Source organism: Phyllobacterium bourgognense, assembly GCF_003337575.1.
GTDB lineage: Bacteria > Pseudomonadota > Alphaproteobacteria > Rhizobiales > Rhizobiaceae > Phyllobacterium > Phyllobacterium bourgognense.
On the sequence record NZ_QPJM01000011.1, the window covers coordinates 1 to 23,555 of the forward strand.

At 56.7% G+C, this 23,555-nt stretch carries 25 protein-coding genes and 6 pseudogenes; 14 read left to right on the forward strand and 17 right to left on the reverse strand.

Translation table 11 applies throughout. The features are described 5' to 3' along the window. Nucleotides 1-253: 253 nt before the first annotated feature. Together C7476_RS29460 and C7476_RS17825 are read right to left on the reverse strand one after the other, a co-directional pair. Nucleotides 254-415: pseudogene (locus C7476_RS29460) on the reverse strand (2Fe-2S iron-sulfur cluster-binding protein); the annotation flags it as partial. 400 nt (nt 416-815) lie between these two features. Further along, nucleotides 816-1,727 carry a LysR family transcriptional regulator gene (locus tag C7476_RS17825; protein WP_114431246.1) on the reverse strand — a complete coding sequence of 304 codons (912 nt, stop codon included), beginning with the start codon at nt 1,725-1,727 and terminating at the stop codon, nt 816-818. A 206-nt stretch (nt 1,728-1,933) separates the two neighbouring features. On the opposite strand from C7476_RS17825, the gene C7476_RS28515 reads away from it, so the two are divergent. The 4 genes and pseudogenes from C7476_RS28515 to C7476_RS17845 all read left to right on the forward strand — a co-directional run. Further along, nucleotides 1,934-2,182 (forward strand): putative antibiotic biosynthesis monooxygenase, encoded by a 249-nt coding sequence (locus C7476_RS28515; protein ID WP_114431247.1) that lies wholly within the window; start codon nt 1,934-1,936, stop codon nt 2,180-2,182. Nucleotides 2,183-2,307: 125 nt separating this feature from the next. Continuing rightward, nucleotides 2,308-3,708, forward strand: a complete 1,401-nt coding sequence (locus C7476_RS17835) for an aldehyde dehydrogenase family protein (protein WP_245426408.1) — start codon at nt 2,308-2,310, stop codon at nt 3,706-3,708. Nucleotides 3,709-3,748: 40 nt separating this feature from the next. After that, complete coding sequence (locus C7476_RS17840; RefSeq protein WP_245419254.1) at nt 3,749-4,258, forward strand: nuclear transport factor 2 family protein; 510 nt, start codon at nt 3,749-3,751, stop codon at nt 4,256-4,258. A gap of 141 nt (nt 4,259-4,399) precedes the next feature. Further along, nucleotides 4,400-4,639, forward strand: a pseudogene (locus C7476_RS17845) (MFS transporter); the annotation flags it as partial. Between the two features lie 223 nt (nt 4,640-4,862). Here the strand turns inward: C7476_RS17845 and C7476_RS17850 are convergent. Beyond that, nucleotides 4,863-5,564, reverse strand: coding sequence for a carbon-nitrogen hydrolase family protein (locus tag C7476_RS17850; protein ID WP_245426409.1), 702 nt, complete (start codon nt 5,562-5,564; stop codon nt 4,863-4,865). Between the two features lie 135 nt (nt 5,565-5,699). Then, nucleotides 5,700-6,266, reverse strand: a complete 567-nt coding sequence (locus C7476_RS17855) for a TetR/AcrR family transcriptional regulator (RefSeq protein ID WP_114431248.1) — start codon at nt 6,264-6,266, stop codon at nt 5,700-5,702. 134 nt (nt 6,267-6,400) lie between these two features. Between C7476_RS17855 and C7476_RS17860 the strand changes: the two genes are divergently transcribed. From C7476_RS17860 to C7476_RS17885, 7 genes and pseudogenes are all read left to right on the forward strand, one after another. Continuing rightward, complete coding sequence (locus tag C7476_RS17860) at nt 6,401-7,258, forward strand: alpha/beta fold hydrolase (RefSeq protein ID WP_114431249.1); 858 nt, start codon at nt 6,401-6,403, stop codon at nt 7,256-7,258. Between the two features lie 265 nt (nt 7,259-7,523). Next, complete coding sequence (locus C7476_RS17865; RefSeq protein ID WP_114431250.1) at nt 7,524-8,264, forward strand: SDR family NAD(P)-dependent oxidoreductase; 741 nt, start codon at nt 7,524-7,526, stop codon at nt 8,262-8,264. A gap of 127 nt (nt 8,265-8,391) precedes the next feature. Next, nucleotides 8,392-8,793, forward strand: a complete 402-nt coding sequence (locus C7476_RS17870) for a RidA family protein (protein WP_106719499.1) — start codon at nt 8,392-8,394, stop codon at nt 8,791-8,793. A gap of 125 nt (nt 8,794-8,918) precedes the next feature. Beyond that, nucleotides 8,919-9,263, forward strand: coding sequence for a hypothetical protein (locus C7476_RS17875; RefSeq protein WP_114431251.1), 345 nt, complete (start codon nt 8,919-8,921; stop codon nt 9,261-9,263). Nucleotides 9,264-9,315: 52 nt separating this feature from the next. Beyond that, nucleotides 9,316-9,465, forward strand: a complete 150-nt coding sequence (locus C7476_RS28230; protein WP_181872496.1) for a hypothetical protein — start codon at nt 9,316-9,318, stop codon at nt 9,463-9,465. 198 nt (nt 9,466-9,663) lie between these two features. After that, nucleotides 9,664-9,813: a zinc-binding alcohol dehydrogenase family protein gene (locus C7476_RS17880; RefSeq protein WP_210280708.1), complete on the forward strand. Its 150-nt coding sequence runs from the start codon at nt 9,664-9,666 to the stop codon at nt 9,811-9,813. A gap of 10 nt (nt 9,814-9,823) precedes the next feature. Next, nucleotides 9,824-10,098, forward strand: a pseudogene (locus C7476_RS17885) (GMC oxidoreductase); the annotation flags it as partial. Between the two features lie 662 nt (nt 10,099-10,760). Here the strand turns inward: C7476_RS17885 and C7476_RS17890 are convergent. The 5 genes from C7476_RS17890 to C7476_RS17910 form a co-directional block, all read right to left on the reverse strand. Beyond that, nucleotides 10,761-11,549, reverse strand: a complete 789-nt coding sequence (locus C7476_RS17890) for an ABC transporter permease (protein ID WP_112551721.1) — start codon at nt 11,547-11,549, stop codon at nt 10,761-10,763. Further along, on the reverse strand, nt 11,546-12,727 hold the full coding sequence (locus C7476_RS17895) for an ABC transporter permease (protein WP_112551722.1): 1,182 nt from the start codon (nt 12,725-12,727) through the stop codon (nt 11,546-11,548). Before C7476_RS17895 ends, C7476_RS17890 begins: the two co-directional genes overlap by 4 nt. Then, complete coding sequence (locus tag C7476_RS17900) at nt 12,724-13,791, reverse strand: ABC transporter ATP-binding protein (RefSeq protein ID WP_112551723.1); 1,068 nt, start codon at nt 13,789-13,791, stop codon at nt 12,724-12,726. The genes C7476_RS17895 and C7476_RS17900 overlap by 4 nt, the downstream gene beginning before the upstream one ends. 123 nt (nt 13,792-13,914) lie before the next feature. Next, nucleotides 13,915-14,955: an ABC transporter substrate-binding protein gene (locus C7476_RS17905; RefSeq protein ID WP_114431252.1), complete on the reverse strand. Its 1,041-nt coding sequence runs from the start codon at nt 14,953-14,955 to the stop codon at nt 13,915-13,917. A gap of 102 nt (nt 14,956-15,057) precedes the next feature. Continuing rightward, nucleotides 15,058-15,606, reverse strand: a complete 549-nt coding sequence (locus C7476_RS17910; protein WP_112551725.1) for a cupin domain-containing protein — start codon at nt 15,604-15,606, stop codon at nt 15,058-15,060. A 170-nt stretch (nt 15,607-15,776) separates the two neighbouring features. Between C7476_RS17910 and hisD the strand changes: the two genes are divergently transcribed. Then, nucleotides 15,777-17,060, forward strand: a complete 1,284-nt coding sequence (gene hisD, locus C7476_RS17915) for a histidinol dehydrogenase (RefSeq protein WP_114431253.1) — start codon at nt 15,777-15,779, stop codon at nt 17,058-17,060. Nucleotides 17,061-17,389: 329 nt separating this feature from the next. Then, nucleotides 17,390-17,565, forward strand: a pseudogene (locus tag C7476_RS17920) (integrase); the annotation flags it as partial. A 2-nt stretch (nt 17,566-17,567) separates the two neighbouring features. Here the strand turns inward: C7476_RS17920 and C7476_RS29465 are convergent. Further along, nucleotides 17,568-17,759: a hypothetical protein gene (locus C7476_RS29465; RefSeq protein ID WP_114431254.1), complete on the reverse strand. Its 192-nt coding sequence runs from the start codon at nt 17,757-17,759 to the stop codon at nt 17,568-17,570. 67 nt (nt 17,760-17,826) lie between these two features. On the opposite strand from C7476_RS29465, the pseudogene C7476_RS29470 reads away from it, so the two are divergent. Next, nucleotides 17,827-17,985: pseudogene (locus tag C7476_RS29470) on the forward strand (SOS response-associated peptidase); the annotation flags it as partial. 102 nt (nt 17,986-18,087) lie between these two features. Here the strand turns inward: C7476_RS29470 and C7476_RS17935 are convergent. From C7476_RS17935 to C7476_RS29480, 7 genes and pseudogenes are all read right to left on the reverse strand, one after another. Beyond that, complete coding sequence (locus C7476_RS17935; RefSeq protein ID WP_114431255.1) at nt 18,088-18,966, reverse strand: alpha/beta fold hydrolase; 879 nt, start codon at nt 18,964-18,966, stop codon at nt 18,088-18,090. A gap of 84 nt (nt 18,967-19,050) precedes the next feature. Then, a complete protein-coding gene (locus tag C7476_RS17940) occupies nt 19,051-20,121 on the reverse strand; it encodes an alkene reductase (RefSeq protein ID WP_114431256.1) in 1,071 nt (356 codons plus the stop codon). Between the two features lie 108 nt (nt 20,122-20,229). After that, a pseudogene (locus C7476_RS29475) lies at nt 20,230-20,456 on the reverse strand (NAD(P)H-quinone oxidoreductase); the annotation flags it as partial. Beyond that, on the reverse strand, nt 20,453-21,391 hold the full coding sequence (locus tag C7476_RS17950) for an alpha/beta hydrolase (protein WP_114431257.1): 939 nt from the start codon (nt 21,389-21,391) through the stop codon (nt 20,453-20,455). The pseudogene C7476_RS29475 and the gene C7476_RS17950, both read right to left, overlap by 4 nt. A gap of 12 nt (nt 21,392-21,403) precedes the next feature. Next, on the reverse strand, nt 21,404-22,228 hold the full coding sequence (locus C7476_RS17955; protein WP_114431258.1) for an enoyl-CoA hydratase/isomerase family protein: 825 nt from the start codon (nt 22,226-22,228) through the stop codon (nt 21,404-21,406). Nucleotides 22,229-22,429: 201 nt separating this feature from the next. After that, entirely contained in the window at nt 22,430-22,780 is a 351-nt protein-coding gene (locus C7476_RS17960) for a DUF1330 domain-containing protein (RefSeq protein ID WP_114431259.1), read from the reverse strand. Between the two features lie 67 nt (nt 22,781-22,847). Next, complete coding sequence (locus C7476_RS29480) at nt 22,848-23,165, reverse strand: helix-turn-helix transcriptional regulator (RefSeq protein WP_181872498.1); 318 nt, start codon at nt 23,163-23,165, stop codon at nt 22,848-22,850. Nucleotides 23,166-23,555 lie beyond the last annotated feature (390 nt).

A 23,555-nucleotide genomic window follows, 5' to 3' on the forward strand; every position in this document is an offset into this window, starting at 1 on the left:
CCTTTCACACTTCGGCAGTTGATGACATCGAAGCGATTTGCTCCCAACTTTAGCAGAAATGCGATCAGAGACACCGACCGATTGCCATGCTGCCGTGCGGCAATGCGCCTTCATGCCGGTCATAGAGGCAGTCGTTAGTCCTGCCCCAAAGCGGCCATAGCTTTTGCTCGTCGGGACGACATCTGTTCGCCAGATCGGCCACGTCAGGTCTTGATAAGGATGGAACTGTTGGCGCGAAAATAGTCAACCGTTCTCATAGTGCCGCCGCCTTCTTGTGGCGACTTGCCGCGTCCCGCGCCGCAGCCACGATGTGCGGATAGACACCGCATCGGCAGAGATTCTCCGCTCATGTATTCGCGGATTTCGTCTCATTCCCAGCGTGACCTTCGTGAATGCTGGCGGCCGATATGATCTTCAACGCCCCGATCGCTCGAGTTCATATTTCGAACCCTTTAAATTTGGAATTGGGCAGCAAGCGCGAGACGAGCCTGAATTTTCCGCTATCCAGCCAAAAGCTGCACGTCCTTCCGGACGCATCTCGGCCATTCAAGGACACTAGCTCAGTCATTGTTCAAGAGCCGCAATGCTGGAACATGCATTATGCTCTTTGCTTTAGTGACGGTGCCAGAGATCAGCTGGAACTATTGGTTGGTGGCTCATGAGAATCTCACTTCGAATGCCCGCCTTGAACGGATACGGACCTTCGGCTCCTGCGCTTCTGCTGTTAGTGGCTTGAATTAAAGAGCATTTCCCATGAGACCGATCTTAAACAGCAAACTGTCCCATAGCAGTGGACAGAAATCTTGGGTGCCGACTCAATAAAGCTTTTGGGAAACGCGCTCGGCCATGAAATCAATGAAGGCGCGAACTTTGGGCGCTCGTGCCGACATAGGGGGCCAGACGAGCGAAACGCTGCCACGTTCGTCCGTGTAATCTGCGAGGACGGCTTGGAGACGTCCCGCCGCAATGTCTTCGCTTACGAGATAACTTGGCGCCTGAATAATCCCCAACCCACCCAGTGCGGCGGATGCAAGTGACTCGCCGTCGTTCAAAACGACAGAGGGCTTGCTTGGCGTTGCATGGTGTGAATTCTTGAACGCCCAAACCTCCTGCCGACCGGTGGTGGGGAAACGATAATAAACACAACAATGATCATGGAGATCTGCTGGACTTTTCGGAATGCCGCGGCGGGCAAGATATTCGGGTGAGGCGCACGTTATGAATGTGTGTGGTCCGATTCTTCGCGCGCGTAAGGTCGAGTCGTCCAGCTCCCCAAGTCGCAGCACCACGTCATATCCACCCTCGATAATATCGACCTTCACATCATCAAGGCTGATATCGGTCGTCACCTCTGGGAAGAGGGTCCGAAAATCGAGGAGCGCCGGCATGATAATCTTGCGTCCTAAGACTGTGGGCACGCTTACCTTGAGTCGACCTCGGGGTGCCTTCTGGACCAGATGAAGCTCTTGCTCAGCATCTTTCAGTTCTTTCAAGATGCGTGCGACGTATCGGTATAGAATGTCGCCTTCGCCGGTCACGGCTAGCGATCTGGTCGTACGGTTCAACAACCGTAAACCTATACGCGCTTCAAGTCGCTCTACCGCCTTTCCCACGGCGGATGCGGATAGGCCAAGCTTCCTTCCCGCAGCGGCGAAACTTCCGGTTTCGACGGCAACTGAGAACGCGACGAGGCCGCTGAGGGACTCTATTGAGACGATTGACGACATTATGTCCGGTATGATGCGACGAGTGCCCCCATTCCGTCAACAGCCGCGATTCTCCAATATCAACACAGCAACTGTTCGCGCAGACCGCTACTAGAACGTCGAGCTAAGCATTGGGAGGAAGTAATCATGTCTCACACTCATGCACGTGTCCCCCGTCGTTGATCATTCAACGCGCCAGGTAATGGATCAAGCAAGCAATGACAGGAATGCGGCAGGTAATATTCGAACGCCTGAAAACGACTGCGATGGTGTGGCTCGCCGTCTACCCAAGCGTCCTTCTGATTATTTGGATTGTAGGCGACTGCATGCAGGATTGGCCAATACCGCTGCGCGTACTGGGCGCAACGCTCATGGTTGTGCCAATTGTCACCAACGTTAGCCAACCCGCAGTCAGGACAATTGTCGGCAAAATCGAACAGGTAATGGTGCAGTGGCAATCACGTAACCGGCTCTAGCCTCGTCCTTTCCGGACGAATACTCGAAAGTGGAAGGATCCACAGATATGACGATGCCCCTCGACAACATACCGAGCCGCAAAGCCTTCAATTGGATCAGCGGATCTCAATGCCAAGAAGGTCAGTTGAAACAGTCAATAGACCCAGCGACTTATAACGTAATCGGCCATTACCCCGACTACGGCCTTGAGGCAGCGAAATTTGCGGTGGTAGCAGCCTCTAAAGCCTTTCGCGAAACAATGTGGGCGCATGATCATGAATTACGGGCTCGTGTGCTCGACCAACTAGCGTGCGCCTTCGAACGCAATCGCGACAGACTACTCGAAATTCTGTCGTTGGAGAACGGCAAGGTAAAGGCTGAAGCTGCATTCGAGCTGGACATGGTTGCGAGCAAACTCCGCTACTCGGCAGCCACTGCCTTGGTCGAAGGTGGACGGGCATTGACACCAAAGCCCGGGAGCATCTCCGTGATCCTTCGGCAACCGATGGGAGTCGCGGCGGTCATTGCACCTTGGAACTCTCCGGTTATTCTGACGATCCGATCACTCGCCCCAGCGCTCGCTGCTGGTTGCACCACCGTCATCAAACTCCCGGCACAAGTCGCACAGACGGCGAGCGTCATGGCCGAGATTATGGCGGAAGCAGAGGATCTTCCGAATGGCGTGATCAATCTGTTTTTCGAAAGCGGTCCTGAGGGCTCCGCTTATCTCGTGGACTCGCCGGAGGTTCCGGTCGTCAGTTTCACCGGATCTACCCGTACCGGCCGAGCCATTAGCAGCGCCGGCGCGAGGTACCTCAAACGTTTCGGAATGGAGCTCGGCGGTAAGACGCCGATGATCGTCTTTGACGATGCAGACCTTGGTGCCGCCTTGCCGGTACTGGAAAAGGCGCTGACTGTCTTCAGCGGTCAGTTCTGCATGACGGGGTCCCGCTTGCTCGTGCAGGATGGAAAATATGAGGCCGTGCGCAACGGCTTGGCGGAGAGATTGCGCAACGTCAAGGTTGGCCCAGCCGCCGACCCCGCCAGCGATATGGGCCCGCTGATCGACCGCGCTAACGTTGCGCGAGTCGATGGTGTGGTCGAGGCCGCTATCGCAGCCGGCGCGAAGGTCGTCGAGCGTGGCGGCCCCATCAATGTGGGTCCCCTTGCAAACGGCGCTTTCTTTCGCCCGGCCCTTCTGGAAGTCTCCGACAACAGTCTTGCTATCGTACAGGAGGAGACTTTTGGTCCAGTGCTGACGATTCAGCGGTTCTCTGACGAGGCGGAAGCGATCCGACTTGCCAACGACAATGAGTACGGACTGTCGGCCAGCATCTGGACACGCGATGTAGATCGATCCTTGCGCGTCGCGCAGGCGCTCGAAGCGGGCTCGGTATGGATCAATGACTGGGCGAAGGTCTACGACGGTACCGAGGAGGGCGGATTCAAGCAGTCTGGCGTTGGCCGCTTGAACGGTCTGGCCGCGCTGGACGATTTCATCGAACACAAGCACATCGCGCTCAAGCCGGGCTTGGCGCAACGATGACACCTCAATTCCCAAAGTCACTTAAAAGGAGGAATATACGATGTCTATCAATGCGCACGCTAAGAAGTTGTCTGAAGCCGAGCCTGCATCCCCGACGTCACCGTTAGGGGTATTGCAGTCGATCCTGTCGAACCCGACTGACCTGGATTTCGTAAAACAATTCACGACGGACGATTTCATTTATGTTTCGCTGAACTATGAGCACGCGGAGCTGAAGCGGATCATGCCTTGGGCCGGTACCAACGAAGGTACCGAAGGGCTGGTTCAGACTTTTATCGATGTCGGCCGTTACTGGACGACAGACAACTTCGAAATTCAGGACAGCTTCGAAAATAAGAACGGAGCAGCGATCTTCGGCACGTTCACCTACACATCAAACGTTTTGGGCAAAACGGTGACGTCGCCCTTTTCGGTTCTGGCGCGCGGTGAGAACGGCAAGCTGTCTTATGTGCAGTTTATGGAAGATACTTTCGCAACGGTCCGCAGTTTCAGAAACGGCGGCGAGTATTCCATCAAAGCGAATCCAGACGGGTCCGAAATCACTGTCTGAATGTAGGTCTGCCTCGCGGCAACGATCACTAACTTGATGTAATAGGTTTCGGGCAGCAAGTAATCGCTAGCGAATTGAACGAAACTTCGGTCAGTTTTCGGCAAAACAACGCCGAAAAAACAATCCTGATCCTGCATGCGCTTGCTCACCTCTCGCAGGAGCGATGGCGCCTATGGCTGCGGCGTGACCGAGGATTCTGCTGATCCGCAAAAGATGGTCGAATGGTTCATGGTCGAGTCCGGGGCGAAGCACCTGCGCCAGCACAAACGGGTTTCGCAGGCCGATGCCGACCTCCAGGCCAAGGTACTTGCCTACCACTCGGGTCCCGACAGGCCTGTTGTTCGCCGTTTCCTGGCGATCAACCGGCCGGGCAAAGCCTGATACGAAGCCGTCTTTGGCAGGATCAAGGTCCTCCCAAGAGCGGGAGGACCGGCAATACGGCAGTGCAACGTAGTGGCAGTCCTGCAGAGAACTACAGTGACTGGGTTTTTTGACAATTAAATATCGATATCAGGGACCCCGATGCCGCCAGGGTCATGCAGTTCGTCCACGTAACAGGGATATTCCTGCCGCTGTCGGGCAGAAACCTGCGCATTAATGTCGATTAGCATGATGGAAGAACTGGTTTCTGTCCGCCCAGCCAGATCGCCCCGGGGGTGATGGCGAAGCCGCCTCCGCCGAAGCGTGGACCATCCGTAGAATGCCCGACCCTGTTCGAACTTACGACGTAACTCCCAGAGACGATTGAGGCCATCTTGCCGGCAGTTATCCAGCTTTCGTGGGCAGAACCGGTCGCCCGAGGAACGGCAATCAAATCGGCTCCGCATCGGCCGTATTGTCTGGCATGTTCGTTGAACATGAGTTCGGTATACAAAAGGACGCCTACACCTAGCCCGCAAATATTCTGGATGTTGAAGCGCCCATCGCCTCGACTGAACCAGGACACCTCGGACCAACCAGGCTCCTGCGGAAGGTAGGTCTTCGTATGCAGGGGGCGAACCTCGCCGTTCTCGATGACGATCGCCTCATTGGCAAGGCTGTCGGCGAGCAGCATTGGACGGCTTGTTATAACAGCCGGAATGTTCAGCGCAGCGAGAGCAGCGGTTCCAGCTTCGTGGATCTCAACACTTTGCTGTGCGTCCTCGACTACGAAATCATTCTTTCGAGCCAGCCACTGACCGAAAGGCATCTCATTCAGCAACAGTATATCGGGCCTGCACTTGCCAATAGCTTGGGCAAATTGCTCCCACGCCGGTCCATGCGGCTGCAAGCCATCGGTCATTTCGACGTAAGCACAAACAGGCATTATTATCCTCCACCTCAAGGGATTGAGCTTAGTACTTGGCGTAGGGTCAAGTTCCAGGGCTGCCATGAGCTTCCCGATGGACGGACGGGTATTCTCAATGCGGTAGCGGATACGGTAACCGGCACGGCTTAGGCGTTATCGGCTAGGCATTGACTTCGCAGCGGCTGCATTTTTAGCTTCTTCGATGGAAAGGCGAACCGCTCGTTTCATGGCATCCTTCTCGCCGAATATCGCAACAAAGGCCGTGGCACCTTCCAAACGGGCTAACGTGTCAGTCGCAATATCGCGAGCTACATCGACAGGCATGGCGCGGGACAGGATGCTCGACAGATGATCGCGATGCGCTTGAAAAAATGCTCGAACGGCATGCTTCGCAATCGGGGTCTCGTCACTTGTGCCGTAGGCTAGATGCAGACCTACGCATCTGCCGCGATCAGTGAGAGTGGTCGCGATAAATTCGATGACCTCGACGAATTCATCATCCCATTGCCCGGAGGCTGAGACTCTTTGACCGAATGTCTCTTGCAAAGTGAGATCAAGTACCGCCGGAACGAGAGCTTCCTTATTGGGGAAGCGGACGTACAGCGATGATTTCTTCAGGCCCACGGCATCCGCGAGGTCATTCATCGACGCGCCTGCATACCCTCTTGATCGAAACAACTCCCTCGCAGTCGATACGATCGTTTCTCTCATGACTTTCATACGTCTTCTCCCGAGCCAGGGTTCTCCGCCCTTGATACAGGAAATCTAAAGGGTTGACAACCGACCGTTCGGTCGTATTTTTACTTTCATTCGCGACTGTTGGTTTATCGAATCCTTTGAGAAGGAGTTCTAAAATGGCCGTAAGCTACAAAACGCAAAAGGTACAAGACGTGGAGGTTTTCTACAGAGAGGCCGGTTCAAAGGAAGCGCCAGTCCTTCTTCTGCTCCACGGTTTTCCGTCATCCAGCCACATGTTCCGTGATCTGATCCCGCTGTTGGCAGATCGATACCGCGTCATCGCACCAGACCTTCCCGGGTTCGGTCGAACGAATTCACCTGCACGAGGAGAATTCCCTTACACATTCGATAAACTCGCCGCTGTCATGACGGGCTTCACAGAGGCACTCGGCCTCATCCGCTATGCACTTTACGTTTTCGACTACGGTGCACCGATCGGGTTCAGGATGGCGACGGCCAATCCGGACCGAATCTCCGCCATCATCAGCCAGAATGGCAACGCCTACATCGAAGGGTTCGGCGATGCATGGACTGCGTGGGAGGCATATTGGCGTGACCCCTCCGCTCAAAACAGAGAGGCATGCCGGGCATCTCTGTCTCCTGAGGTGATCGAAAACTGGCAATACCGCACCGGGACATCAAAGGAGCGTCTTTCACCCGATGGTTATCAACTTGATATCGCGTTCATGTCGCGGCCGGGTGCTGAAGACATTCAACTGGATCTAATCCTCGACTACAGAACAAACATTGACCGGTATCCGGAGTTTCAGGCGTATTTTCGGGATCACCAACCACCGTTCCTGGCGGTCTGGGGCAGACATGATCCAGCATTCGTACCCGCGGGTGCCGAGGCCTATAAGCGTGACCTGCCCACCGCGGAGGTCCATCTGCTCGATACCGGCCATTTTGCCTTGGAAACACATGCGGATGAGATCGCTCAGTTCATCCGGAGCTTCCTGATCAGACATTTCTAAGCTCGATACGACGCTGTCGTCGTCGGGCTTGGCTCAAGTGGCCACTGAAAAGGGACAATCGCGAAGCTTCACGGGGAGGACAGGTACGGGTTTTACGACTTATTCCAAGTGTTCCTGTTCAAGCAACGGAGTTTTGCACGCCTGGCACCTACAGGATGCCAGCAATCCCCGCGAAATAGTATTCGCTTGTTCGGTTGGATCCGACGGTGTCCTTCGAAAATAACTTGAAACACATCAACTTATCCTGGTGGAAAGGAACGGATACATGATCAATCTTGAAGGCAAACGCGCACTGGTAACTGGCGGGTCGCGAGGCATTGGTGCTGCGATCGCATTGGCGCTGGCAGAAAACGGCGCAGATGTCGCGTTCACCTACCAACGCTCCGCCGAAAAGGCCTCGAAGGTAACCGAAGCGATAAAAAAGATGGGGCGTCGCGTGGCTGCAATCCAAGCGGACAGCGCCGACCCCGAGGCAATTGCTAGCTCAGTAAGCGAGGCCGTCTCCGCTTTGGGCGGGCTGGACATCCTCGTGAACAGCGCCGCGATTGGCCACAACGGCATGATCGTCGACCTGGATGTCTCAGCGTATCAGACCTTGATGGATGTCAATGTACGAGCTCCGGTCCTGTTCGCGAAAGCCGTCATCCCGCATCTCGGCAAAGGCAGCCGCATCGTCACAATCGGCTCGGCTCTGGGCGAGCGGGTACCGTTTCCCGGCATAACACCCTATGCAATGTCCAAAGCAGCACTCACATCCTTCACACGCGGTCTTTCGCGTGAACTTGGTCCAAGTGGTATCACCGTCAATCTCGTGCAACCCGGAGCAACCGATACTGAAAGCAACCCGGCGGACGGCCCGGCTGCAGACTTGCAGAAAAGCTTGACCTCCTTGGGACGCTACGGCGAACCGCGGGAGATTGCCAACGCTGTGGTATTTCTCGCAAGCCCGGCCGCGAGTGTCATCACGGGCGCTATTCTCACCGCAGACGGCGGTGCAATCGCCTGACTTGCTCGTGCAAGATTCTGATGGAGCGATGGTGCCCACCTTTTCGATCGCCCGGACTAACCGGCAACACACCATTTCGGTGGGCGCCATCTCCATGCTTATACCTTCCTCACAATAGGAGACCTCAATGGCAAAGCCTGAACTTTTCGTCACGCCCGGGTACGGGCAGAAATTCCATGAGCTTTTGCACTTTTCACAAGCGCTCAAGATTGGTGATCGCATCGAGATCTCCGGCCAGGGCGGATGGAACGATGAACTCGAAATTCCGGAGTCAATCGTGACCGAGATCGAGAGAGCATTTGAGAATGTCCGGCGAACCTTGGCCACTGCTGGCGCGGACTGGAAGGATGTCGTCCATGTCAACTCTTATCACGTCGGAGGCTTTCCACCGATCGTGAACGAAACGATTGCCGGTCTTTTCCGTGAGTACATGCCCGATCGAGCCCCGATCTGGACGCAGACCGGTGTGGAAGCCCTTGGGCTCCCCGCCATGCGAATTGAGATCCGTGTCACTGCCATCCTGGAATGACTCTGGCGCCTACCACGGCTGCATTACGATGCAAAGGCTAGTCGCGTTTAGCAACGACCGCCCCATGGCCAAAGCCTGTGACCGCCTTAAAGCGATCAGAATCTCAGCCTCCCAAGGAGAATGTAATGAACACCGACAGTTGCCCCATTCCCATACCGCAGGAGCGCTCCTTCCTAGCCATCCAGCAAGCGGCCGAACAGACCATGCTTGAGAAGGTGTCGCGCGCCATCTCCGATGCGACAGCCGAAGTCACGAGGAACGTGCAAGACGCTGGTTTGGAATTTGAACCGACCAGTGAAGGCTACTTCATGTTTGCGGTTCAGCAGGCAACATTCGTGCGCCTTTGCGGAGGCAATCCGGATACGCTGCGGGGAGGAAACTCGGAGGTTGGCGAACATGTCATTCGGAACTGTCGCAACATCATTGACACCTATTGGAAGAGCCACACAGCACAGGCCAGGGTGCCCTGAAAAGCACTTCCCTGTCCCAGGCAATCGGTCACAGCAATAAACGAGGTCCATCATGAAATGGGAATATCTGACAGTCGACAAGACACTCGATAGGCAGCAGATGAACGAACTTGGTGACGCCGGGTGGGAATTAGTTGCGGTCGTTTCACCAGCGCATTTCGTCTTTCATTATTTCTTCAAGCGGGAAGCTCAGCCGCTATAGCAACTATCGAAGGACTGAAGCGTTTACAGGCGTCTTGCCTTTTAGCAATGCAAATGGCGCCCGGTAGCACGGGCGGGACGACCGCGATCTGGCCCCGCAATCACTGGGCAATCCATTCAGCAGATTGGGCTGAGCGCTGCAAATTGGGTTCATCGGTGAATGACAGTTAGCCCGTGCAGTTACGGAAAAGGAAGAACAATGAAGGCTGCAGTCTATGGCAACCCTGGTGTTCCGGCCGTTCTTGAATATGTCGGTATGCCGGATCCTGCCTGCGGGCCGGGCGCTGTGCTCATTGCCGTCGAGGCTATTTCCATTGAGGGAGGCGACCTCATTGGTGAATTGCACTGAGAGCTGACCAGCCTTCACCCGCTTCATGTTCCGGACATGGTTCCGCAACACCATGTGCATGGGCGCTGCCATCCACGAGACGGGCGGCGCGCGGATGGGAGAGACTCCGGAGACATCCATCAGTGCTCAATCGCTACAACCAAGTTTGGGACGCGCCTAACCTCATCGTCACCGACGCCAGCGCCTTCCCCGGCAGTGGAGTTGCCGGCACCACCCTCACCGTCATGGCCCTGACCCTTTTGCGCCTGCCGTCATCTCGTTGATGGAGAAGAGCATTCCTCTTAAAATGGCTCTAACACAGATGAGCAACTGCCCGATTAGTAAGGTATTTTCTGGCTTTTCACAGCCACGTCTCCGACGTCGATTACACCAGGTCTTGATTGGAATTGGACACACGACCTATGAATTACGGCTTCGTATAGTCAGGGAAGTTGTCAGCAACCCTTCCTTTGAAAATGCCGATAATAGGGAAATTCCGGGCATGTTTGATTGTAGCTTAAAAGTCTACAATCTACGTCGATACTTCATTCTCCACCGAAAGGGAGCCAAACGAACGGCTGCTTTGCGCCTTCATGTCGGCCGTTGAGGTCAGTTTTGCCACCGCCTGCAAGCAGACATTGCTGACGACCACCCTGGAGGTCGCGGTTGCGCCAAAAGCAGGCGTCTGGCCGGCGCAACCAAGCGGTTTTAGCGTCTAGTTCTAGGGCCAGGGACGGAACGGGTGCCACGCGATCTGACTCCTTCAACGGTATTGCCGCGGTTTTCGTTCTGCAGCTTTTGCCAGCCGTTTCGAGGAGCACAAGTGATCGTCAATCCCATTCAAGCCGGCCGAGTCGCCGGAGGCAGGGCACGACGGCCCGCTGTATGAAGTGCCCCGACATCGTCGCTCTGCAGGTCGTGCGGTCGATTGAGAAGGCTTGCCGGACTGGGGTATAGCCTAACGATGGCTATTCATTCGCCCGGTTGGTACCTCGCGAAAAGTTCACAACGATCGCAATCAAGACCGTGCCGACAATGAAAACGAAGGCCGCGGCGGCGATCGCCGGGCTGATGTTTTCCCGTATCGTGGAGAACATTTGCCGTGCGAGCGTCCGCTGGTTTGGGCCGGCCACAAACAGTGTCAGCACGACCTCGTCCAACGACGTCGCAAAGGCGAAAACAGCCCCAGATACGATACCGGGGAGCGCCAGCGGCAAGGTTACTTGTTTCAGCACCGTAACGGGTGCTGCACCGAGGCTGGCTGCCGCCTGCTCCAGCCGGCGATCAATTCCCTGCAATACCGCCAGCACGTTGACAACAACAAAGGGCACCGCCACCACAGTGTGGGCAATGATCACCCCAAGATAGGTGTTGGTCAAAGCATATCGAGCAAACATGAGCTGCATGCCGACGCCCAGCACCACCGCCGGCACCACCATCGGCAAAAGAAAAATCGTCTTGATGGTCGTAAGGACAAGCGAAAGCTGCTTGTCCCGCAGTCCGAGGGCACCAACGGTTCCCAGGAATGTCGCAAGCACGGTGGTGCCGCAACCGATGATGAGGCTGTTGATGATGGACCGCTGCCACACACCGGCGGTGAACAGCTCAACGAACCATCGGGTTGAGTAACCTGGAATGGGATAGTTGAGGAAGACACTGTCGGTGAAAGCGAGCGGCAGGATCGCAATCAGCGGTGCGATCAGAAAGAAGACGGTCGCAGAACCGAAAATCAGTTTCGAAAAACGCAACACGCTCACGGACTGGTTTCCCGTTCTGACGAAAGCCTGAGATATATCGCATAGAGGATCATCGTGGCCGCTAGAAGGACCAGTCCAAGCGCTCCTGCCATGCCCCAGTTGGCTGCGCCCGTGGCGTAGTAGGCGATTACCGAACTAATCATCTGATCCTTCGCACCGCCGATCAAGGCCGGCGTGATGTAGTAACCGAGCGCGCTCATGAATACCAGAAGCGAACCGGAAACGACGCCGCGCAGCCCAAGCGGTAGCAAGACATTCAAGAATGCCCTGACGGGATGAGCGCCCAACGACGCCGCGGCCGGCATCAGGTTTTTGGGGATACCGATCAGCACACTGAAGATCGGAAGCACCATGAAGGGAAGTAGGACGTGGGTCATGGCGATGATGACGCCGGCTCGGTTGAAGATCAGCGGTATCGGACTTGACGTTACGCCCGATTGCATCAAGACCGAATTGATCAGCCCCCTGTCCTGCAACAAGATGAACCATGCCGCGGTTCGCACCAGCAATGACGTCCAGAGTGGGAGCAGCACCGCACCCAGCAACAATTGCCGCTTCCAGCCATCGACCGAGGCGGCGATCATGGCAAAGGGAAAACCGATCAAAATGCACGCCCCTGTCACCGTCAAAGCCATCACAAACGTCCGCAGCATTATGGCCTTGTTCGCCGAAGCATCAGCCGGAAGAGAGGCAATTGCACCGGACGCGTCCCGTTGCAGGTCAACTGCTGCCAAAAGATTCCGGTCTGTGATTCTCGAAGATGCTGCCACGCTGACGGCCTGCCAGTAGGAAATGTCACCCCATCGCTTGTCCAGCGCAACAAGATCAATGCTTCCGGCAGTGTCCAAAGCAGCCTTACGCGTTTTGGGCATTAAGGTGCGAAAGCCGGATTTGGCACTGTTCAGCCGCCGGACAAGATCCCCGAACAATTGGTCGTCGCTGATCTGGCGCAGGTCGGCAACGAAAGCAGCTTGCATTTCGACGGTTGGGGGGCTGGTGCGATCCCAGCTCGAAACCGATCTCGCCGTGGCGGGGAGCGTGCGTGCCGCCACAGGGTCGGACACAGCGGACTTGATCATCGTAACGAGCGGCAACGCAAAAAAAACAATAAGAAACAGCAACAGCGGCGCGACAAGCGCCAGGGAAATCAGCTGTTTGCCGAGCCTTGGCTGATTCATGCACTGACCACCCAGCAATCGGACGACAGGAAGGAAAGTTGCACCTCATCACCAATCGAAAGCGTGGGCTGGCTGCGGTCCGTCTTGATGGTCAGCGACTGGCTGTCGCTTCGTGCAACCAGCCGCAAATGATCCCCGTGATAGACGATATCGGACACGGCGGCGGTGATGTTGTTGCCCGCAGCCTCCCGGCGTCCCACCTTTATCCGCTCGGGTCTTATCGACAGGCAAACACTGCTGTTTGGGCGAAGGTCCGTGGCTGTCTCAACGAAAACCTCCTGGCCGCCGGGCAACTGGACACGGGCCGTACCGCCTTCGACGCTTTGTACGCAACCCCGGACCAGATTTGTCTCGCCAATGAACTCCGCGACGAATTGCGTGCTCGGATGGTCGTAGATATCCGAGGGTTTGCCAATCTGTTCTATTTTTCCGCGATTGAAAATCGCGATGCGATCCGACATCGTCAACGCCTCCGATTGATCGTGCGTGACAAAGACGATCGTCAGCTCGAGCCGCCGATGCAGGTCCCTGATGTCCAATTGCATTTGTTCGCGCAGTTGCTTGTCCAGTGCGCCGAGCGGCTCGTCCATCAAGACCACTTCTGGCTCGAAGATCAGTGCACGTGCCAATGCAACCCGCTGCTGCTGTCCGCCCGACAGCTGTGACGGACGCCGCTCGGCAAGTGAACCAAGCTGCACCATATCGAGCGCCTTTCCCACGCGCTCCTTGACCTTCGCACGCGGGACGTTGCGCATTTTCAAGGGGAAGGCAACGTTCTCCGAAACCGTCATGTGCGGGAAGAGCGCATAATTCTGGAAGACGACACCCATATTGCGTCTGTGCGGCGGCAAACTGTCAATTCGTTTGCCGCCCGCCCAGATTGCGCCGCTTGTCGGATTCTCGAAACCCGCAAGCATCATAAGTATCGTCGTTTTGCCAGAACCGGAGGGACCAAGCAGGCTGATAAACTCCCCCTTGCCGATCTCAAGATTCAGTCCCTCGACAACGGTGAGGAGCCCGAAGGACTTGCTGACCTCCTCCAAGCGGATGAATGGATTGTTCAACGTCGATCACCTCGGCTCTCGGAAAGCAACGCGCAATGGCGACGGCTCTGACAAACCGCGGGCCTGTCCGTCACAACGGCGAAGGCAGGACCGCGTATGTCTCGGCGCTCACGCAGGACAAAGTCATTGCGCGAGCCAGGCATTGAACCGCTGCGTCAGAGCCTCGGAATTGTCGGTCCAGAAATCAACATCCAGGGAAATCGCTCCCTTGAGATTGTCGGGTGAAGTCGGAAGCTCGGTCTGGAATTTTGCAGGCACGAGTTTGCCCGCCTCGATGTTGGGAAGTCCGTAGGCGATGTATTCGGGCAATTTAGACTGGTTGTCCGCCTTGCTTGCATAGGCTATGAAGTCCATCGCCGTGTCCTTGTTGGGACTGTCCTTCAGCACTACCCAACTGTCGATAGCATAGATGCTGCCCGGAAACACAAAGCCGAAGTGCTTGCCTTCGGACCTGTTCAAACCGCTGATACGGCCGTTATAAGCAGTCGTCATGACCACCTCTCCCGAGGAGAGCAACTGAAGCGGCTGCGCTCCGGCCTCCCACCAGACAATGTTCGACTTCAGCTCATCGAGTTTTTTGAAGGCTCTGTCGACGCCTTCCGGGGTAGCAAGGACGGAGTAGACTTCATCGGCGGCCACACCGTCCGCCATCAAGGCGAATTCAAGCGCGTATTTCGCTCCTTTGCGCAAGCCCCGCTTGCCGGGAATCTTCTTCGTGTCCCAAAAGTCGGCCCAAGAGGCCGGTGCTTGTTTCAACTTGTCGCCATCGTAGGAAATTCCAGTTGACCAAACGATCGCGCCAACGCCGCAATCGCTGACGGCAGCGGGTAAGAACTTGGACTTGCCACCCAACTTGTCCCAGTCGACCTTTTCGTAAATGCCGTCCGCGCAGCCAAGCGCAAGTTCCTCGGCCTCAACCTGGACAGCATCCCAGTTTGGAACGCCCGCTTTCACCTTGGCCTGAAGCACGCCGTATCCGCCGTCCCAACTCTCATCGAGCACCGGCTTTCCGGCCTGCTTTGCGAAAGGCTCGAAATAGATTTTGCGCTGGGCGTCTTGGTAGTTACCGCCCCAAGACACGACTGTCAGATCACGGGCTTCAGCGGTCGCTGTTCCGATGGTCGCCAACGCGCATACAATCAACGTTGCGTTCAGAATTTTCATCGTCATTCCCCTTGTTTTTCTATGACTAAGCTAAGAAACCACAGTTTGACTTGATTGAAAGCCCGATAAAGCGCCGCGGTGATTAAAATCACCATTACCAAGTCAATATGTCGGCGGGGTTATCGCGCTTAAGATCTCGCTCTGTTGCTCGCCGACGTTGCGGAAGCGATGGGGGAGTCGGCTATCGAAGTAGTACCCATCGCCCTTGTTCAAGATCTTTTTCTGGCCGCCAACGGTCACTTCCACTGCACCTTTAATCACCATTCCCGCCTCCTGCGCGGCATGCGCGAAGGCTTCTCCGGTGTCAGCGCCGACCGCGTAGGTCTCGTGCAGCATAAGAAGTTGCCGGTTGGGATGGTTGAGCCCGATGACACGGTATGAGATGGTGTCGACCTTGCCGATCTCCACCAATTCCTCCCCTCCGTAGAACGGTGTGTAGGGCAGGCTCGACTGAAGATCGCTGAAGAACCCGGGGAGCGTCGTCCCGAGCGCGTCCAGCACCGCACTCAACGTGTCGATTGACGGACTCATCTTGTCCCGCTCGATCAGGGAAATGGTGGAATGGGAGATTCCGGACCTCACCGCCAGCTCTCGCACGCCCAAATCGCGCCTGCGCCGCATCTCTTTCAATTTGACGCCTATTTTCGGCATTGGATTTTCCCAAGATTGGAGTGCCTCATCGAAATAGCCTGTCACCGCACGACGTGCATAACGCGCTGCCTTGGTGAATATACTGAACAGATGCTCCGCCAGGAATTGCAGTAAACCGGCGGGTGCACGATTGTGACGACATTCCTCCAACAAGCAACCCGGAGATTCAAATGGCCAACCGCTCCCGCCAATTGGGTGACAAGATAAATCATCTCAAGCAGCCAAACGTTCTCTCGATTTCGGATACTGCTGCAATTGAGGCCGTGGTCAAGGACATCATTGCGAATGTGCGGGCACGCGGAGACGATGCCGTCGGAGAATATGCGCGCACCTATGACCGGTCCGATCTAGTCACATTCGAAGTGAGCCTCGAGGATCGCCTGGAAGCCGTTGCCAATCTCGATCCCCAGACCAGAAAAGACACTGAGTTTGCCATTGAGCGCGTCAAGACGTTCGCCGAAGCGCAACTCCGAACCATACTTCCGCTCGAATTCGACGCCCTTCCGGGACTGCACCTCGGACACCGCGTCATTCCGATTGAGGTTGTTGGAGCCTATGTGCCCGGTGGTCGATATCCGATCCTATCTGCACCCGTCATGACTATCGTGCCGGCAAAGGTCGCCGGCTGCGATCATGTCATCGCCTGCCTGCCGCCCAACGCCCATCCGGCCATGATTGCCGGCTGCCATTTGTCGGGCGCCGACAGGATCTTCAAAGTGGGCGGTGCGCAGGCCATTGCCGCCATGGCGTTCGGCACCGAAACCATTCCCGCCGTCGACAAGATCGTTGGACCCGGCAACGCTTACGTCAATGAGGCCAAGCGGCAGGTGTTCGGCCAGGTGGGCATCGACCAACTAGCAGGCCCTAGCGAAATTTATATCGTTGCCGACGAAACAGGCGACGCGGAGATGATCGCCACCGACCTTCTGGCGCAAGCCGAGCACGATGTCAGGACCCGCGTTGGTCTTATCACAACCGATCTAAAACTCGCCAAGTCTGCACTGGAGGCGGTCGAACGCCAGCTGGCAACACTGCCCACGGCCGACGTCGCCGGCGTCGCCTGGCGCGACTATGGTGAGATCACCGTTTGTGCTGATGAAGCCGCAATGATCGAGTATTCGGACCATATCGCGGCGGAACACCTTGAGGTTCACACACGCGATGCCCATGCCACGGCAGGAAAATTGCGCAACTATGGGTCTCTCTTCATCGGGAAACTCGCGAGCGTAGTGTACTCTGACAAGTGCTGCGGCACTAATCACACACTCCCGACCATGGCCGCAGGACGTTACACCGGAGGTCTCTGGGTAGGTTCCTACGTCAAGGTGTGCACCCACCAATGGCTCGACGAGCGCGGTGTAGCCGCGGTCGCTCCCCCCTCGGTTCGGCAAAGTCGCACAGAGGGTATGGAGGGCCATCGCCGGGCAGCGGCGCTTCGACTGAGCCGGCAATAATGGCTTCCATCTAAGGATCGAGCATCGAGTCGCCCCAGCTCATTAGCCGAGCAGGCCTTTGCAACTTCACACTCCTTCAAAGATCGACCAGTGACATTCGGTCCTTCAACTAGCCGGCATCAGGTTTTTGTTCGAATTCGGTAAACGCGTCCGCAACGGCCCGGATCACACGACTTCCGCTTCTGGCCAGATCCAGACATCACGGCAGCCGATTTAAACGTCTGCTTTCGCAGGGCGCTTCTTGAAAGCTGCCTGACCGGAATCGGCCCCTTCAATACTTGCGCCCGTGCGTTCTCCTAACGGCCAATGTTGGCCTAAGGAGACCTGAAATGGGTATTGCACAATATGATCCTGCCGCACTCGGCCGTCCGGCGTGGAACGCCGGCCGAAAGATCGGTGTCAAGAAGCCGCTGAAACAGCGCCAGATTTGGGCGATCCGCTTCTTCCTTGATAGGGAGGGACGCGCATGAGAGATCGTGCGTTGTTTGATCTCGCAATCAGTGCGCCCTAGGGTAGCTGATCGAATTCGTCTTCGCCTTCTTCATCATCGCCATAGCTCAAATGGTCGGATATCGCCGCCTCCAGCATGGTGCGCCGTTCTTTGAAGTCTTCGAGATCCTCATAGTGCGCTTTTAGCTCGTGGAGCACTGTGAGCTTGCGGCGATCAAACTTTAGTGCGGAAAGGTAGTCACTTCCCAATGCCGGGTCGAAAGGCAGCGGTCTGACAAAGTCAAGGATAAATTTGGCGTTAGAGCCAGAGGCTTCCCGGTTCGCACTGAATGGCGCTCCATTAATGGCGATAGCAGGAATATGGCGCCAAGGCGCGGGTAACCATCCGCCGGCGTTCACGATGCTGACGACAGAACCCGGGTCGGATGTGAAGCCGTACCTCGATCGCCAAATTGTAGTCCTTCAACCCCAAGATTGCCCCATCTATCGTGGATAGTGAGGTCAACAATCGAGTAGCGAGTGACGGTCCCAATCGCAAAATTCCACCTATCATTCCTCGTAAATCGGTAGCCGACTTTCAGGGCAGCACCGCGCCGTGTGCAAGAAAGTCGGCTACAACGCCACGGAATTTCTCTGGCTCCTCCGAGAAGAGAAAATGGCCAGAATTGTCAAATAGGATCATCTTGCTCTGCGAAATGCTCCTCGCGATCACGCGGCTCGCCCGCGGTGGGCAGACCCAATCATAAGCACCGACGAGAACCAGGGTTGGAATGGTAATCAGATGAAGTTGCGAGGTTAAATTATATTGCGGAGCAAGCTTTGTCATGAAATGTTTCATCATGTCTATATTCGGTGAGGTTGCTCGCAAAAGAATTGCGGTCAGCCCCATGTTCCCAGGGGCGGCGTAATACGGGCCGACCTCTTCGAAAAATTCCGTCACACTCTCCGCGCTGATGTCTCCTGAAAAAATGCGTGCGGCCACTGCGATCGTCTTGGGCAGGGCTCGGTCGGCGAGAGCGGGCGTCGGCTCATTCGCCTCATCTCGTATCGGAGCGACAGTTGGCGAAGTTCCCGTTAAAATAAGCCCAGCAACCGATCCCGGATGTCTTAGCGCGAGATGCATGGCTACGAAACCACCGGCCGAATGACCAAAGATGTACGGCATACGGATCCCAAGCATACTGATTAGTTCCGCAACGTCATCGGCCATTTGCTCCAACGTGGCTGTTTCAAGCGGCGGGCGCCCCGATCTGCCTTGGCACCGCAAATCCACATAGATGATTTGGGCGATATCCTGAAGACGTCCGAGTCCATCCCTTAAGTAGCCGTGATCGAAGCCGAGGCCGCCATGCAGAGCTATTATTGTGGGTACTTCGAACATCTGTCCTTCGATCTTCCGCAACTTACTGCCTTCTACGTCAAAGAAGATGTCTGTGTCATTGATTGTTGCTTGCATTGTCCAGGGGGCTTTCAATGGAGGAGGAAGCGCATTGCCGTCGTAGGGTGTCGATCACTGCGCAGCGACCTGCGGGCGCGGCGCCTATTCCGCTGCTTCGCCGAGCAGCGGATAGTCGTTGTATCCGGTCTCATCGTCCGTGTAGATCGTCTCGGACTTGATCGCGTTGAGCGCCGCACCACGCCGGAAGCGCTCCACAAGGTCGGGATTGGCGATAAACAAGCGACCGAAGGCGGCGGCATCTGCCTCGCCACGTTCGATGGCCTGTTGCGCGCTGTCCTTCGTGAGGCCCTCGTTGACGATGTAGGCGCCCTTGAAGAGCCGTCTCACCTCCCGGCCGATCAGATGGTCGCCGCGATCGAGTGCCTCGCGGGCGAAGATGAACGCGATCTTCCGTGCGCCAAGCTGGTCGGCGACGTAGCTGAAGAGCGCGCGAGGGTCGGTGTCGCTCATCGAATAGCTGCTTGACATGAGATTGAGGTGCACGCCGATCCGGCCCGCAGGCCATACGGTCAGTAGCGCGTCCACCGTTTCCATGAGAAAGCGGGCCCGGTTCTGGATGGGGCCGCCGTAGCGGTCGGTTCGCTTGTTCGAGCCATCATGCAGGAACTGGTCGAAGAGGTAGCCATTGGCGGCGTGAAGTGCCGCTCCGTCGAAACCGGCACGCAGCGCGTTTTCGGCTGCGACCCGGAAGTCCTCTACGAGGCCCGGGATTTCGTCGGTTTCCAACCGCCGCGGCACCGGATATGGGCGCTTCGGATTGAGGCGGTTCACCTGACCCTCCGGTGCGATCGCGCTTGGAGCGACGGGGAGCCTGCCGCCATGATAGACCGGGTCTGAGACCCGGCCGACGTGCCAGAGCTGGGCGACGACGAGGCCGCCGGCGTCATGAACGGCCGAGGTCACGCTCCTCCAGCCGGAGATCTGCGCGTCCGACCAGAGGCCGGGAGTGTCGGGGTAGCCAACGCCCTGCGGTGTCACCGAGGTCGCCTCTGTGATGATCAGGCCGGCGCTTGCCCGCTGGACATAGTGTTTCACGTTGATGGGCCCGGGACTGCGCTCGTTGAAATTGCGCATCCGTGTCAGTGGTGCCATCACGATCCGGTTCTTTAGCTGCAGGTCGCCGATCTGGACGGGGTCGAAGAGAGTGGCCATTGGTTTGCCTTTCATATCTATGGTAGAGTGGCAGCGCCAGGAGCGGCGGCGCGGTCATCAACAGTAATCACGTGGTGAGAATGATCTTGCCTACATGCTCACCTGCTTCGCCGCGATCTCTCCCGACACCTCAAGGCCGAGCGTTGTGGAAGCACCTGGCGGCGGCGGGTACAGGCCTATGCGCTGGAAGAGATCAGGTCGTTAACACCCGGCGCGGACCTTGATCAGCACTTCTCTCGACTGGGTACGGGGACTGGTATCTTAACCAGCTCCAAGGCCCCGGCAGTCCCAGTGCCACCCGCGACCGCGACCGCTTCCATCGAACTTGATATCATGGGCTCATTACTTCCTTGCTTGACCGAAATTCGGCATTCGAAACAAGATGTTGCCTGAACCAGGCGATTGACGCCTGTGCCCCTTTTTCAGCCTCGCCAAGGTACTGGTCGTAGTGGCCGCCCTTCGTGATGATGAGCCTCTTTGGTTCGAGGGCGCGCTCGTATGCCCGCAGAGCTACGTCGGTCGCGGCCGTGTGGTCGCGCTCGGCTACCAGCATCAGGAGCGGCGTTGGAGAGACCCTTTCGATCCATTCGCCGGGAGAGTACATCCGAGTCCAGCGAGTTGAGCGGACTGTAACCTTGTTCTCCCATATGCCCTCCGGCAGAGGCTGGAGATAGAATTTTACCGCATCAGCGTCGTAATACGAGGAGTTCTGTGTCGGCTCCTCGCTTACTATCGCTTGCGTCGCCGGAGGCTCCCCGCGAAGCTGCGCGCGTTCGTCAGCCGCAAAGAGAGCCTCTAATGCCGCGACCTTTTGCGGAGCCACGCGCCGCAACCCTGTGGCGTATCCGTCTATCGTGGGTCCTTGCGACACAACTGCCTTCAGCCTCCGGTCGGTGGCACCCAAGACGATTGCGTGGCCGCCAGCAAAGCTTGTGCCCCAGACACCGATCCTCGCCTCGTCCACTTCGGGCCGGTCCTGAAGGTATGAGATTGCGCGCCGCCAGTCCGTGATCTGCTGCCAAGGATTGACGTCCTGTCGGGGGTCCCCGCCGCTGTCTCCGAACCCGCGGTGATCATGAAGAAGGATCGCGAAGCCCGCTTCCGCAAATGCTACTGCAGTCTGTTCTAGCCCATGGTATCTGGTGCCCGCATAGCCGTGGGCCATGGTGATGCCCGGTGCTTTTCCATCTGACCGTTCGGGTAGGAATAGCCATGCTGCCAGTTCTATCCCTCCCTCTGCCGGAAAGGTGACGTCGTACTTCGTAAACATGGATGCTGCTCCTCAATGATTGCCAAGAACGCGGATGATGCCCTCTATGGAGAGCTCGGCATCGCGGGTCTGAAGTCCAGCCTGCATGGCGGCACGAACCCTCGCCTGTGTTTCGGGGCGCGCCACGCCCAGACCGAACAGGTCTGAGTCCTTGCGGTATGCTTCAGCGCTACCAAGCGTGATGGCGTTACAGCTTTCCCGGATGTCGTTGAGCCCCTCGACGGGAAAGCTCGCGATCCGCTGCGCAAGGTTGGACACGAAACGTCCGAGCTCTGTTTTCGGAAGCGAGCGGTTGATCCAGCCATATCGTTCAGCAAGGTCGGCGCTATAATCCTGCGCTCCGAGCATAGCCTCCAAGGCGCGGCCGCGCCCCATCAAACGAGAGAGGTGCTGGACCGCCCCGGCTCCTGGGATCAACCCGAAGGCCGCTTCGATTTGGGAGAAGACTGCCGTCTCCCTCGCTGCGAAGCGCATATCGCATGCGAGGATGAATTCGCTGCCTGCTCCGCGGACGCGGCCTTCGACCTGCGCGATTGTAACGAACTTCGCTTTACTCATGTAGCGGAACAGGAGACCTATGGACGCGTCGCCTGCGAGCTTGGCCGCTGCCTCGCGGTACTCTCGGACTTTCGTCATGTCCACGTGGGGAATGAAGTAGTCGCGATTGGCACTTGAGAACACCACGACACGACAGTCTGAGTTCTCTGCGTATTCGATCAACCTGACCAAATCGGAAATCAACTCCGGCCCGATCAGGTTGATGGGAGGGGCATCGATGACGGCGTGGATAACGCGGTTGGTGTGCGTAACGTGCAGGGTGGTAAATGACGTGCTCATCTCTCGACCATGGTTTTATTATTGCCCCGATCGACGTTTAGGGTGGCTCGATGATCGCAGGGCGTCGAAGGTTACGGGCGGGCTGTAATCCGTGGGAATCCCGGTGCCTCGGCTGACCGCCTGGACCCGGTTCTGGCATAGGATGCAGCGCGCGTATTCCATCTACGGAAGGCGCACGCATGCGGAATTTGCGGGCAGCACTCAGCCGCCCCGAATCGCGCGGCGAACCTCGCTGGCAAAGCCCTTGATGGTGAAGTCCTCGGGAATCTGGTCAATTAGAATGAGGTCCGAAATCGCGTTCTTCAGGCGGAGCGGCAGGATCGCCTGATATGCAGGGGAATTGTACCAGGACGTCGCGGCATCGCGGCTGGGGAATTCCATCAACACGACCGAGCCTGGCCAAGCGCCCTCCACGACGTCGGCAGAACCTTGGGCCAGCCACCTGCCGCCGAAAGGTGCGACCGTTGCTTCGACCTGTTCGAGGTAGGTTAGTCCCGCGTCGTTCGGAATGTCGCCGGGAATGCGCAGATGATTAATGAGATAGGTCTTCATGATAGTGCTCCTTGTGTGTTGGGGGGAGAATCGTTCGTCCTATATCAGGGAGGCGAGCTGTTCCTTCTCATGAGGCCTGAGTTCGGCGAGCCGAGGACGATGATGACAGACAAGCAAGCGCATCTTGCCGGGATACGTCGAATATGTGATGAGCAGTGCCCGCATTGTCGCTTTGCGCCATTTGCCATTCGAGCCAATTATTGGGTGGCTCGCCAACTAGCCGAGTGAACAGACGCGTCATGTGCGACTGGTCGGAGAAACCGCAAGCGAGAGCGATCTCCGCAAAATTTAGCTGCTGCGACGGCATTATGTTTTTTGCGCGCTCGATACGCCGTTTGATAAGATACATATGTGTCGTCTCACCGAAGCTCTGCTTAAAAAGCACGCTGAAACTGACTGGAGCTCAGGCCTCCCAGGGAAGCGAGTCCGGAGATCAAGATTCGTTGGTCCAGATTGGCGTCGATGAATTTCTCGACCTTTTCATCGCGCGGCTATCGGAGCGGATTGGACGGTCAGGGATTGCACGTAAAGTCATGATCACTACTCTTTTTGCAACTTTCCAGATGAGGTTATCGATGCAACGGCGGGTGATCCATCATACAAACGTGCGGGCGCGTAATGCGTTGGTTGCCCGGTATCATACTTTGGTTTGCGAACCTCACTGCTATTAATTCGGTGATTCCGGAATTTGACCCGCGTTCCTCATGCATTCGGCTTGGCAGGGACGCGCAGCTCATCTGTTCCAGATCCACGACTGCTGTTCAGGATTTCCGAC